This is a genomic window from Mobilibacterium timonense (assembly GCF_900155555.1).
In the GTDB taxonomy this organism is placed as follows: domain Bacteria; phylum Bacillota; class Clostridia; order Peptostreptococcales; family Anaerovoracaceae; genus Allobaileyella; species Allobaileyella timonense.
In genome coordinates this window covers 231,813-245,009 of sequence record NZ_FUHN01000008.1, presented here as the reverse complement: position 1 = coordinate 245,009, position 13,197 = coordinate 231,813, and the positions used below count along the sequence as shown (strand labels likewise).

Sequence of the window (13,197 nt, the reverse complement as noted above, 5' to 3'; positions counted from 1 at the left end):
AGAACGTGTCAAAGGGTGTCAACTGTGTCAATTGGAATACAGTTGACACCCGCGGCAGGTGAAAAAGGTTGACGTCGCCGCGCTATTCTGCTATATTGTTCTGTGCAAAGTTGCAGACAGGGTCTGACGATCCTGGACAGGCGCTGTGCATTCGTCAACAATATGGTTCATTAGCTCAGCTGGGAGAGCGTCTGGGTCACAACCAGAATGTCACAAGTTCGAGTCTTGTATGGACCACCAGGAGATCCCCTGAGACCGCAGATAACGGTCCAGGGGATTTTTCTTTCTATTTCATGCTGGATCTGGCACGAAATGATAATGCATGGCACGTTATGATGTTCTGCCGACGCAGATGATGTCCTATAATCTACTCAGCATGAAGGAAAAGGAGGCGGCCAGCAGCTCTTGGAACGGCGAGGTCGCCTGAGAGAGGCAGTGGACTGTCGCCGCACAAGGACAGCAGCCAGGATGCCGAAGACGAGGAGGAGATGGACATGACGGTTTTGTATTTCACGGCAACAGGAAACAGTCTTTTTGTGGCAAAGAAGATCGGTGGGGAGCTGCTCTCCATACCGAAGCTGGTAAGAGAAGGAAGATACGAGATCAAGGACGATGTGGTGGGGCTGGTCTGTCCTACCTACTGCGCTGACGTGCCGAGGATGGTGAGGGAGTACCTCGCAAAAGCCACAATCGAGGCGGACTATACTTTTTTCATAGGGACATACGGCTACATGGCTGGTGCGTACACCGATCACGCCGCAGAATACCTCAAGAAGGCCGCGGGCCACGCGGACTACGTGGACAAGATCATCATGGTGGACACCGCTCTCACCAGGTTCGAGTCCCAGAAGCAGATAGACACCCTGCCTGAGAAGCACGTGGATCAGCAGATGGAGAGGATCCTTTCCAATATCTCCAGTCGCAGGCACAGCACGCCTAAGGTCGGCGCCGGAGACAAGTTCGTGGACTGGCTGTACCACACGGCGGGAGCGTCACAGGTGGCTCCGGAAAAGGCAAAGTCCCACATAGTGAACGACCAGTGCGTACACTGCGGGACGTGCGCCAGGGTGTGCCCGGCGGACAATATTATTGTGACGAAGGAAAAGGTCGAGTTTCTGGATCACTGCGAGGGATGCCTGGGGTGCGTGCACAACTGTCCGAAGAATGCGATCCACCTGAAGAACGAGAAGAGCAACGCCAGGTTCCGCAACCCGGAGGTGAGCATCAGGGATCTGGTGGAGGCGAACAACTAGTGCTTCCCGCGGACTTTGCTTCCTGCACGAGATCTTTTCCGTGTATAATGAAGCCCCGTAATTACTGAAAAACAGGAGGGATCGGACATGAACAAGAACAGGGTCGCGGCATGGAGAAAAACTATTGTGCTGTGACCAAACTGTGTGACTTTTCGAGGAACGTCATGGTCGCGCATCACGCTCCGTAAATAAATATGCATAAAAAAATGTAAAAACACCAGATTGTATGCTGATGTACTTTTTTCAAGAGGTGATCGGCATCAATTTTCCAGGGAAACGCCGAAAAAACATGACTATTACTGGAAAAACATTTTTTCAAACCGCGTAGCAAAAGAGTACGGACTCAGCAATGAGATGGCAGTAGAACTGCTGAAGAGAGTATACAGATAATTACAAATAAAGGAGGGTGTAGCATATCTGTCCAAATGCTACACCCTTCTTTCGTCAGGCGATCCATCGCAAACCTTCGGCGGACCGCACCGCTTTTTCCCTGGTACGCAGGACTAGCCTACGATCTCCCACTTCTTTTCCACGTGGTTGAGGATCTCGTGTCCGTCCTCTGTGATCAGGACGAGGTCCTCGACTCTTACTCCGTATTTTCCAGGGATGTAAACGCCCGGCTCGATGGAGAAGATCATGCCCGGAACTGCAGGCTTTTTGTTGAGAGGGGATACGTCGCCGTACTCGTGGTCCTCCTGGCCGATGAAGTGGCCGGTCCTGTTAGTCCAGTACTTGAGGTAGCCGTGCTCGTCCATGAGGTCTCTGGCGGCCTTGTCGATGTCGCAGATAGGTGTTCCCGGCTTGCAGAGTGCCTCGGCTCTCTCTACGGACTCGCGGACGATGTCGTGGGCGAAGGTCTGCTCAGGGTCGGCGGACTTGCAGTAGTAGGTCCTGGTCATGTCGGAGCAGTAGCCCTTGTATTTGCAGCCCATATCTATGAGGATGCACTCACCGGCGGCGAGCTTGCGGGTCTCGCTCGGCATGTGGTGCTGGTCGGCGGCGTTTTCACCGAAGCAGACTATTGTGTCGAAGGATACGCCCTCGGCTCCGGCCTTCAGGTACTCGTTGTCGATGAACTCGGCAACTTCCTTCTCGGTCATGCCCTCCTTGATGAAATCCCTGACCTTGAGCATGACGGAGTCGTTGATCTCGGAAGCTTTTTTCATGAGAGCGATCTCCTCCGGATCCTTCTCGGCCCTTACGTCGTCGACGCAGTCTGAACCCCAGACTACCTTCAGCTCAGGGCAAGCCTCCATGAGCGGGATGAGGAATCTTGCCTGCCATGTCTTGTCGATGCCCAGAGTCTCTTTTGTATCGATGTTGTCGAGGATGATCTTGATCTGGTCAACGGTGTCTCCGAACCATACTTCCTCGAAACCTGTGTCCTGCACGAAGAACAGGTAGTTCAGGAGGAAGGTGTGTTTGCCGTTGGTCCTGAGGATCAGCGCGTACAGTCTCTCGCCCGGATTTACGTTTACGCCCGTGAGAAACCTGATGCTGAATGGATCAGAGACCAGAAGCTGGGTGAGACCCTTTTTCTTCATCTTTTCGATAACTCGTTCGATTCTTTCGTTGCTCATTGTTAAACCTCCTAGCTATTGAACGCTACTGAAATTATAGTCTTGCGCGGGCTGATAAACAAGAATTTATTGTACGGGATTTCATACCGCGGTCGATGAAATCTGTCGGATTGAAAATGCGAAATCTGTCAGGTTGAAATTGCGAAATCTGTCGGGTTGGGCTAGAATGAGTCCATGGAGGTACCCGCTATGGATATTAAAGGTTACATGCCGAGATTGATAGACAAGAAGATCGAAGAATACCTGAAGGCCTTTGGCGCTGTTTGCGTGGAAGGAGCAAAATGGTGCGGAAAGACATGGACATCGGAGTTCCACAGCAACAGTGCTATCTTCCTGGGGGATCCTGCCAATAATTTCCAGAACCGGAGGCTTGCAGAGATGGCACCGGAACTTGTCCTGGAAGGAGAAGCGCCGCATCTGGTGGACGAGTGGCAGGAGGCGCCATCGCTTTGGGATGCAGTCAGATTCAAGGTGGACAAGAGCAGTGAAAGGGGGCTTTTCATCCTTACAGGTTCGGCTACACCTAACCACAAGGGCATACTTCACAGCGGCGCCGGGCGGATCGCAAGGATACGGATGCGACCTATGTCTTTGTACGAATCCGGAGATTCCACGGGAAATATTTCCCTGGAGGCGCTCTTTCAAAATGAATTCACACCTGCGCTCACCGGTGAAGTTGGGCTGGACCGGCTGATAGAGTACATCATCAGGGGCGGATGGCCTGGAAGTCTTGGACTCACATTGGAACAAGCATCGCTGTTGCCAGAGGAATATTTGAAGGCAGTGGTGGAAGATGATGTTTTCCGCATCGATGGTATCAAACGAAATGCGGTAAAAATGAACAAACTCCTGCGCTCTCTGGCGAGGAACGAGAGCACGACGGTCACCAACAGGACCATAAAAAAAGACATGAAAGAAATAGATGATGAAGATATAAATATTGATACAGTCAGTGATTATCTGGACATTCTGGAGCGATTGTTCATAATAGATGATCAGCCGCCGTTTTCTCCGGAGGTTCGGTCGTCGGTCCGCTTGAAGCAGTCAGCAAAAAGACATTTCGTCGATCCGTCTCTTGCGGCATCTCTGCTGAACTGCACAGTGGAAAGTCTCATGGGAGATCTGACCACTCTGGGGTTACTGTTTGAGGCTCTGTGCGAGCGTGATCTGAGGATATACGCAGAGTCCTTTGGAGGTGCCTTGTATCATTATCAGGACTATAGAGGAAAAGAGATCGACGCGGTAGTTCAGCACCCTGATGGAGAGTGGGCTGCTTTTGAGATAAAACTCGGGGCGAATCAGATAGACGCCGCGGCAGAAGGCCTCCTGAAGCTGCAGGACGACTTCAGCAATGATCCTAAGGGTCGCCCGCCGAAATTCCTGGGAGTGATATGCGGTATGTTAAATGCCGCATACCGTCGGCCGGATGGCGTTTACGTTATACCGATAACGGCACTCAGGAATTAATAGATAAACCGAAGACCCATCGCACACCGGAGCCCTTTTTTCAAAGGCCCCGGGAAAGGAAAAACATTGTACATCGACCTCACAAAGGGGCGCATCGCGGGGAACCTCATCCTCTTCGCCCTTCCCATGATCGCCGGAGATCTTCTCCAGCAGCTCTACAACATCGCGGACACACTGATAGTAGGCAGATTCATCGGCAGCCAGGCGCTGGCGGCGGTGGGCTCCGCCTATTCGCTCATGACCTTTCTCACTTCGATATTCCTGGGGATGTCCATGGGAGCTGGGGTTCTTTTTGCAATGGAAAAAGGCCGCGGCGACATGGCGGGGCTTCGTGCGGCCATCGCCCACGCTTTCGTGCTGATACTGCTGATAACGGTCGTCCTCAACGCGCTTCTTTTCGCTTTCGTAGATCCGATACTCCGGTTCCTGGAGGTGCCGCGGAGCGTGTACGGGGACATGCGTGCATACCTTATGATCATCTTCGTGGGGATGACGGCGGTGTTTCTTTATAACTTTTTTGCCTGCGCGCTCCAGGCCGCGGGGAATTCCCTGACGCCGCTGATCTTCCTGGGGTGCTCAGCAGCGATCAACATCGGCCTGGACCTGTGGTTCATCATCGGGTTCGGGTGGGGCGTCCGGGGCGCGGCTGCGGCGACGGTGATCGCACAGCTCTTCTCCGGGGCGGGCATCCTGATCTATTTCCTGTGGAAATGCCGGGAACTCGTGCCGAGGCGAAAAGACTTTTCCTATAACGGCGGCATCCTACGGGAGATCCTCGGGCTGTCGCTCCTGACCTGCGCCCAGCAGTCCTGCATGAACTTCGGCATCCTGCTGGTGCAGCGCCTGGTGAACACCTTCGGGGCCGTGACCATGGCCGCCTTCGCGGTGGGCGTGAAGATCGACGCCTTCGCGTACCCGCCGGTGCAGGATTTCGGCAACGCCTTTTCCACGTTCATTTCTCAGAACTGCGGTGCGGGGGAGACCGAACGCCAGAAAAAGGGCGTCCGCCAGGGGACGGCCATCAGCGTCGCGTTTTCCCTGGCGGTCTCGGCTCTCGTGTGGATCTTCGCGGAGCCGCTTATGAAGATCTTCGTTGACGGCAGCGAGACAGCGGTTATCCGCTGCGGGGTGCGGTACCTCCACATCGAGGGAGCGTTCTACCTGGGTATCGGCTGCCTGTTCCTGCTCTACGGGCTTTTCCGCGGTATGGGGAAGCCGGGCGTCTCTCTTGTGCTCACGATCATATCCCTGGGGACGAGGGTCGCGCTGGCATATGCGCTGGCGCCGGTGATCGGAGAGACCGGGATCTGGATGTCGGTGCCGATCGGCTGGGCCCTGGCCGACGTGACCGGTTACCTGTGCTTCATCAGGATGGGGCGCGGGAAAAAGGCGGGATCGGCAGTCGTTAGGTGATCGCGGGTGCCTCGCCGCGCGTGCTTTACAGGAAAAAGAATTGATGGTAGTATGCGTGTTAGATACGACTAAGCGTGAATAGGCTAGTCTATACTGCGTACGGTCTGTAGCATGCACGTGCTGCGAATGACCCGCTACGGGTGCTTGCCACGTGCACCGGCCGCATACCTGCGCCTGCGATGCGATTCTTTTTACTGTAAGGAGGATTGTAAAATGGGAATGATCAAGGACCTTATGAACCAGACCCGCAAGCCTGAGGGCAGGCTTGGAAAAATGATGATCAGCAGCATGAACTCCGGTCACGCCAGGGTCTCCGACTGGGGGATGAGCTGCCTGGGCGGAGTGGAGCCGGAGAGCATTCTCGAGATCGGCTGCGGCGGCGGCCGGAACGCCGACGAGCTCCTTAAAAAATACGCTGGCGCCACCGTCACCGCCGTGGACTATTCTTACCTTTCCGTGGAGAAGACCATCGAGTATAACCGGAAGAACGTGGACAGGGGACGGTGCACAGTGCTGCAGGCAGACGTTTCGCAGCTGCCGTTCCCAGACGCTTCCTTCGACCTGGCCACCGCCTTCGAGACGGTATACTTCTGGCCGGGGCTGGCACACTGCTTTTCAGAGGTGGCCAGGGTCCTCCGCCCGGGAGGGACTTTCCTGATCGTGAACGAGACCGACGGTTCGGATCCATCCAGCCTGAAATACGAAAAGATCATAGACGGAATGAAGATCTATCCCCCGGAGGAGATCAGGGCCGCCCTCATGGAGGCCAGTTTCACTGAGGTCGAAGTGATCGGCCACGGATCAAAGCCATGGGTGGCGGTAAGAAGCGTAAAATAAGAAAAATGCAAGAAAGGAAGTTTTACCATGGATCAGAAGGCTATCGGGAAATTCATCGCGGATGTCCGCAGGGAAAAGCACATGACTCAGCAGGAGCTGGGCGACGCCCTGGGGGTCAGCGACAAGACCATCAGCAAGTGGGAGACCGGCCGCGGCCTTCCTGATCCGTCTCTGATGCTGCCGCTCAGCCATGAGCTTGGAATAACAGTAAATGAGCTGCTTTCGGGGAAAAGGCTCCCGGACGAAAGCAGCTATCAAGCGAATGCGGAGAACAATTTTATCAGCCTCGCAAGGGAAGAGGCCTGGCAGCGCGGCATGCGCCTCTCCTTGCGGAGAAATCTCATATACTTTGCGGTGGTCAGCCTTTTTGTGGCCTTCATCAGGAACTTCGCCGGCGATGTTATGTTCGAGGGCATCCCGGGAAAAGTATCCGTCGTGGTCGGCTTCATCATCGCCGCGGCGGGCGTGGTGCTGGCGGTAATAGAACGCAGGAAAAACCTGGATTTTTTCTATTCCTACGGTCCAAACTGGAACGGCAACGGCGTGGTGAACAGCGCCTGTGTCTTTGGGATAAGCACCTATTTCTTTGAATTTTCGGCGCTGTCTGCCGTCATCGCATTCTCGGTGCTGCTGCTCGTGATAGTGCTGATCCAGATAGGCATCCGCCCGGAGCGCCCTGAAAACCCGGAAAAATAAATGAAGAGCCCGGAGCACCAGTCACTGGCGCCCCGGGCTCTCAGCAGATGAGGCGCTGACGCCCCTCTATAACTGCTTTCTTTCGACTGTATTCAGGCAACCGCCTTTCTGCAGCTGCCGCTAGCCTTCAAAGACGATCTGTCCGCCAACCATCGTCATAACCGGCAATATGTCCTTGATCTCATCCGGTTCAACGGTGAAGATATCCCTGCCCAGGACCACCATGTCAGCCACATACCCCGGCTTGATCCGTCCCTTTTCGTTTTCCTGGAACTCCAGGTAAGCGCTCTCCAGCGTGTAGGCGTCGATCGCCGTCTCTACATCCACGCACTCCTGCGGGAAGTAGCCGCCTTCCGGATACCCGTTCAGATCTTTTCTCGTCACGGCCATGTAGATGTTCGGGAACGGATTGCAGTCTTCGACCGGGCAGTCCGTGCCGTAGGAAACGTGAACGCCGCTCCGCTGAAGGGTGGACCAGGCGTAAGAGGTGGAGGCGAGGTCGTGCCCGACCAGATCCTCGGCGATGTGCATATCGTAATTCAGGAAGATCGGCTGAGCTTGAACCAGGATGTCGTCCCGTGCGATCTGATCGAGGATCTCGTGATCCGTGATCTGGCAGTGGTTCACGGAATGGCGCAGCGTGTTCCTGCCATTCACAAAACCGTTTCTATAGCTGCGCACGATGCGCCTGATGGATTCGTCGCCGATGCCGTGGGTTACCATCTGTATACCGTGATCTTTTGCTATGGAGCAGAACCTTTCCATCTGTCCGTCTGAAACACCTTCCAGCCCGTGGTTGTCAGGATCGCCGACGTATCCATCGCTCATGAGCGCAGTGCGGGCGCCGAGGCTTCCGTCCTTGAAGAGCTTGAGAGGTCCCAGGGTGAGCCATGATCCTTCGGGATAGAGCTCAGCCTGGCGAGCATATTCGCCGTTTTCCAATGAATCCAGAAATTGCTCCGGAGTGTCGAAGCATACCTGATGGCGGTAGCGCAGCTTGCCCTCGCCGCTGTTGTATATTTCGTGGAAAAGATCGAAGACGTCCTGGCGTTCCATTACGCTGCTGCCGGCATCGTTGCTGTGCATCGATGTGACACCGCGGGAAACGCAGTAATCCATGGCATCGAGGATGTCCTGCCTGACACTTCCAGAGGTGAGTTCCGTCATGATCCCTTGGGCGATGTTGCTTCCGTTTTCGTAGAGCAGGCCGTTTGGCTCGCCGTTTTCATCGACTCCGTAATCGCGCTCGCTGAACCGTGGATCCTCTGTCACGTTGAGCATCTCCAGCAGCCTGGTGTTCACCGCGGAGATGTGGTAGCAGGCTCGGATCAGCATCACCGGATATTCCGTGCTGATCTGGTCCAGGTCGTGGCGATCAGGCAGCCGGCTGCTGTCCGTGAAGCAGTCCTGGTTCCAGCCTCCGGCAAGGAGGCCGCCGGTCACCCTTTCCGGGTGCTCCTCGGCGAACCTGCGGCAGATGTCGATCAGCTCAGCGATGGACGTGGCCCCCATTATCTGGGCCTGGTTCCTGGCCTGGGCGAACTGCATCAGGTGCATGTGGGTGTCGTTGAGACCCGGGATCACCGTTCTGCCACCGCAGTCCCGCAGCTCCGCCGACGGGCCGGCAAGAGCCAGCAGTTCTTCGCTTTTTCCAACGGCGCTGATGACGCCGTCCTCGACGAGCACCGCCTCCTCGAAATGTCCGCGGGAGACATAGACTTTTCCATTATATAAAAGCATTCTAGCCATTGATCTGCTCCTCTCTTGCGTTTCTCCTGTCGAAGAGCCAGTAAACAATTGCTCCGGCTGCAGGCACGATGAATCCGGCGAAGCCGTTCACCGGGTCGTCCACAGCACCCTGGATGAACAGGGCGATGAAGATCGCGGCCACGATGATGACGGACACAGGGTAGAACCAGACCTTGTAAGGCCTCTCTATGTGAGGGTACTTTCTCCTGAGGATCGGCACAGCGATGATCACGAGGATGTTGAAAAGCATGCTCGACAGGACCACCAGGTTCGTGAGCTGGTCGAGGTCCCTCATGAGGACGAGGGCGCAGGAGATCACGCACTGCACCAGGATCGCCGTGGTCGGTGTCCTGTGGACTGGGTGAAGGCGTCCGAAGCTCTGGAAGAAGTGGCCTTCCTTCGCCATTGCGTAGTACATTCTTGGAAAAGCAAGCGTCATGCCGTTGAGCGATCCGAACATAGCGAGGATCATGCCCACTGCGATGACCATGGCTCCGGCGCTTCCGAGCACCTGTCTTGCCACGGCCGTGCCCAGGTATACGTCGCCGCTGTTGATCATGGAGACCATCGTGCTGTGAGGGAGCACCCTCATGATGGCGTAGTTGAAAAGCGTGTACAGGAGCGTGACTCCGCCGATGCCGATGATGAGGGCCAGAGGCAGGTTCCTCTTAGGGTTCCTCATCTCCTCGGTGACGGTGTTCAGGTTGGTCCAGCCCTCGTATGCCCAGAGGGCCGCTACGATGGCCAGTGCCATCATCCCGAAAATGCTGGTGTTGTTGTCCGTGGCGTATGTGGAGGCGGAGCCCAGAGAGAGGTCAGGCGTCTGTGAGCCTGCAAAAAGGGCGGCTGCCAGTATTATCACGATCGGCACCAGCTTTGCGATCATGGATACGTTCTGTACGGTGGAAGCGAGCTTCACTCCGTAGAGATTGTAAACTGTGGTTCCGATTATGAGGACGATTGCGCCGATCTTGACGCCGGCCGAGCTGATCCCGAGGAGGGACTGGAGCACGGTCATCATGGCGATGGCCACGGCCGCGATAGAGCCGGGGCCGCCGATGAGAAATGTTGTGAAGCCGGACATGAATCCGACTACCGGGTGATAGGCTTCGTTGAGGTAGACCAAGGAGCCGCCTGCTCTCGGCATGGCACAGCCCAGCTCTGCGTAGCACAGGCCTCCGAAGAGGGAGATGATGCCTGCCACGATCCAGCATATCAGGGCGAGGCCGCTGTTCATGCCGGTCCTCTGGAGCACATAGGCACCCAGGTAGAAGATGCCTGAGCCTATCATGATACCTCCGATGACGCTCACTCCCCCGAAGACGCCGATCTCTCTCTTGAAATCGGTCTTATCAGTAGTAAGCTCGGCGATCCTTCCCGCATCCGGGGCGGATGATCTGGTGTGGGGATGTCCCACCGGGATGGCGTTGATCCCTGTAAGGTTTCTCTCGTCGTTCATGGTTTTTTCCTCCTGTCGAACGTTGTGAAAATGAAACGTACAATAGAGGCATCATGAAAAATGGAGCCATGATGCCACCATCATGACTCCAGAATTTACTAGTCAGGCCGACCGCCTCCCGAAAAGCCGCCGTGCGGCATTCCAGGAAGAGATACACCAATTAGCTTATTCTTAACATGATAGCGCTCCGCTTTCGCGACAGTCCGCAGGCTGTTGACCTGCGGCCCAGGATCCGCACCTTCAGGAGGTGCGAAACCTTCGGCGACATCCCCTTTCTCCGGCGGCCCCTGCGCCGCGCTCCGGATACTCTTGTCAGTCGCGCCTCTATCTATTGGGGAGATTATACACACAGGAAAAGGCTATGGCAAGGGGAAATTTGTAAAATTTAATTAAAAAACAATTTATCTCGAACGCGAATTAATGCAAAATCACAAACATGGGCCGTTCGAGTATTGTGAGACCACAGATAGGAACCAGGTCACATGAGCCGCTCTCAGATATAGAGATTCGGGTGCCGTGAGACTTCTAGTTGCAGGAAGTGGGCTTTTGGGTTTCTTGAGTGGATCCATTTTCCAGTAAAAGACGTGCTTTTCGGCGTATCCCCTGGAAAATTTCTTCTGCTCACCTCTAAGAAAAAGTACATTACCAAACAATTTAGTATTTTTTCTGATTACTTTACATATTTATTCACATCATGTGGCTTCTGACCTTGCCTGTCCCAGAAAAGTCACACGACATGGTCACATCGGAACAGATAACTACGCTGTTGAGACCAAATAATGAGACTCCTTTAAAATTTCTGAATCGCCGCAGCTCAACTATTCTAATATTTTCCAGGGGATACGCCGAAAAAAGGGCATGTGGAGTGGAATTATTATTTTGCATAAATATCCATGAGGCTGTACTCCTTGAATCATCTAAAATTAGCCAGAACTGTGTATTGACATCGGCCGTGACATCTGATTGAAAACTTGTGATCAGATAAGAATTCGAGCCTAAGACCGAACCAGATCCTATATAGATGGAAAATGGATTTGTTCCGCCGAGATACCGGCCATCGACATATCCGAAAGGCCTTGTTATTACAGGGGCGTCGGGAAAGTCCGGGGCTCGTATGTCCGGGTCGGGGATGCGGACATGCAAATGACCGAGTACGAGCTGTACAGCTTTGAGGCCTTCCGGAAGCACCTTCACGATGACGAACGTCCCGTGGAGAGGGCGTGCATCGACAGCCTGGACGAAGAGGAGATGGAAAAGTACATCGAGCTCCGGCGGCAGGAGCGGCCGGGATTCTCAAGGCTCTCCCACGATCAGGCCTGCGAGATGCTCAACCTTACACGGGGAGACAGGCCGACGCTTGCCGCGGTCATGAACTTCGGCATATATCCCCAGGGATATTTCCCGCAGCTCTGCATTACAGCCATCGTTGTTCCAGGAACTGAGATAGGGGATACGGACGAACAGGATGCCCGGTTCCTGGATAACCGGCGGATCGAGGGAACGATCCCCGGGATGATAGAGGAGGCGCTTCTGTTCTGCCGCAGGAACATGAAGACCAGGACGGTGATAGATCCGGAGACGGGCCTGCGCCGGGACCGCACGGAGTATCCCGTGGAGGCCTTGCGGGAAGCTATCCTGAACGCCTTGATACACAGGGACTACAGCATTTACACGCAAGGGACGCCGGTGCAGATCGACATCTTTGCGGACAGGCTTGAGATACACAGTCCGGGGGACCTGTACGGGAGGATGAGCCTGGAGCAGCTGGGCTATGCGAAGCCGGATCAGAGGAACCCGGCACTGGCGGTGATGGCTGAGACCCTCACGAGCGCCGAAAACAGGTATTCAGGGATACCGACCATGAGGAGGGCCATGAGGGAATACGGCCTTCCGGAACCGGTGTTCGAGAACAGGAGAGATGAGTTCGTAGTTACTTTTTATAATGAAAAAAAAGTCGCACACCCAGAGGGCGGCCGGCCGCAGGATCCGCGAATATCGCAGGATCCTCATGGATCGCAGGAGCCTGAGAGCCCACGGGAGAAAATGACGCTGGAGGATGCGGAGCAGGAGCTGCTCTCATACTGCCGGACCCCGAAGTCCCGCCAGGAGATCGCCGACCACATGCATGTGAAAACGGTCTTTTACGCCATGTCCAAATACGTGCAGCCGCTGCTGGAGTCCGGAAAGCTTGGGATGACCCTCGCCGACAGGCCGCGCAGCAAGAACCAGAGGTACTACACGGTAGACGACTATGGCTTTGAAGACACAGGAGACGAAGACTGAGAATACCGTAGCAACGGGCGAGAATGACTGGATCGACGGAGGCTTCCGGGTCGCTGATCGGGATCACCTTTCTGTTTGAGATGTCGTGCTCTTCGAATTTGTTGAAGTAATCGGAAAAGAATGTCGGCGCATCTGTATTTCATGCGTCGGCCTTTAACGATCCTTCCAGTTACGGCCGTCGGGGCCTCACTGAAGATGATGATTCAAGAAGAGAAAAGAGTACACTGCCGATGGCTGAAGACGGTATAAGCGGAGTGGATAGTGAGAGATCTCCGACGCGGCTTACAGCCAGCCTGAAAAAACGCCAACTCGCCGAAAAATAATTGGCCAACTCACCGAAAAATAATCGGCCAACTCGCCGAAAAATATCTTGCCAACTCGCCGAAAAATCAAGCGCTCCTTTTGACCGCATGACGTGTAATAGGGTAAAATCAACGTATTCAGAGAATAAGAACGAGGT

General features: G+C 54.8%; 9 protein-coding genes, 1 tRNA gene and 1 riboswitch. Of the genes, 7 read left to right on the top strand and 3 right to left on the bottom strand.

The features are described 5' to 3' along the window. Positions 1 to 164 precede the first annotated feature (164 nt). Together BQ7382_RS07130 and BQ7382_RS07125 are read left to right on the top strand one after the other, a co-directional pair. Positions 165 to 240: transfer RNA gene (locus BQ7382_RS07130), tRNA-Val, on the top strand. A 254-nt stretch (positions 241 to 494) separates the two neighbouring features. Beyond that, positions 495 to 1,253: an EFR1 family ferrodoxin gene (locus tag BQ7382_RS07125; protein WP_159437259.1), complete on the top strand. Its 759-nt coding sequence runs from the start codon at positions 495 to 497 to the stop codon at positions 1,251 to 1,253. Positions 1,254 to 1,756: 503 nt separating this feature from the next. Here the strand turns inward: BQ7382_RS07125 and BQ7382_RS07120 are convergent. After that, positions 1,757 to 2,833 (bottom strand): M24 family metallopeptidase, encoded by a 1,077-nt coding sequence (locus BQ7382_RS07120; RefSeq protein ID WP_077391431.1) that lies wholly within the window; start codon positions 2,831 to 2,833, stop codon positions 1,757 to 1,759. A gap of 189 nt (positions 2,834 to 3,022) precedes the next feature. On the opposite strand from BQ7382_RS07120, the gene BQ7382_RS07115 reads away from it, so the two are divergent. From BQ7382_RS07115 to BQ7382_RS07100, 4 genes are all read left to right on the top strand, one after another. After that, the gene (locus tag BQ7382_RS07115; protein WP_077391430.1) at positions 3,023 to 4,300 is read left to right on the top strand and encodes an ATP-binding protein; all 1,278 of its coding nucleotides are present in this window, start codon (positions 3,023 to 3,025) and stop codon (positions 4,298 to 4,300) included. 66 nt (positions 4,301 to 4,366) lie between these two features. Beyond that, entirely contained in the window at positions 4,367 to 5,713 is a 1,347-nt protein-coding gene (locus BQ7382_RS07110; RefSeq protein ID WP_077391429.1) for an MATE family efflux transporter, read from the top strand. Positions 5,714 to 5,926: 213 nt separating this feature from the next. After that, positions 5,927 to 6,550 (top strand): class I SAM-dependent methyltransferase, encoded by a 624-nt coding sequence (locus BQ7382_RS07105; protein WP_077391428.1) that lies wholly within the window; start codon positions 5,927 to 5,929, stop codon positions 6,548 to 6,550. A 27-nt stretch (positions 6,551 to 6,577) separates the two neighbouring features. After that, entirely contained in the window at positions 6,578 to 7,246 is a 669-nt protein-coding gene (locus BQ7382_RS07100) for a helix-turn-helix domain-containing protein (RefSeq protein ID WP_077391427.1), read from the top strand. Positions 7,247 to 7,366: 120 nt separating this feature from the next. Here BQ7382_RS07100 and BQ7382_RS07095 read toward each other — a convergent pair whose 3' ends face one another. Together BQ7382_RS07095 and BQ7382_RS07090 are read right to left on the bottom strand one after the other, a co-directional pair. Then, the gene (locus BQ7382_RS07095; RefSeq protein ID WP_077391426.1) at positions 7,367 to 8,995 is read right to left on the bottom strand and encodes an amidohydrolase; all 1,629 of its coding nucleotides are present in this window, start codon (positions 8,993 to 8,995) and stop codon (positions 7,367 to 7,369) included. Further along, positions 8,988 to 10,454, bottom strand: a complete 1,467-nt coding sequence (locus tag BQ7382_RS07090) for an APC family permease (RefSeq protein ID WP_077391425.1) — start codon at positions 10,452 to 10,454, stop codon at positions 8,988 to 8,990. The genes BQ7382_RS07095 and BQ7382_RS07090 overlap by 8 nt, the downstream gene beginning before the upstream one ends. A 172-nt stretch (positions 10,455 to 10,626) precedes the next feature. Then, positions 10,627 to 10,789, bottom strand: a riboswitch (Lysine riboswitch). An 808-nt stretch (positions 10,790 to 11,597) separates the two neighbouring features. Between BQ7382_RS07090 and BQ7382_RS07085 the strand changes: the two genes are divergently transcribed. Next, a complete protein-coding gene (locus BQ7382_RS07085) occupies positions 11,598 to 12,737 on the top strand; it encodes an ATP-binding protein (protein WP_235847978.1) in 1,140 nt (379 codons plus the stop codon). Positions 12,738 to 13,197: the final 460 nt, after the last annotated feature.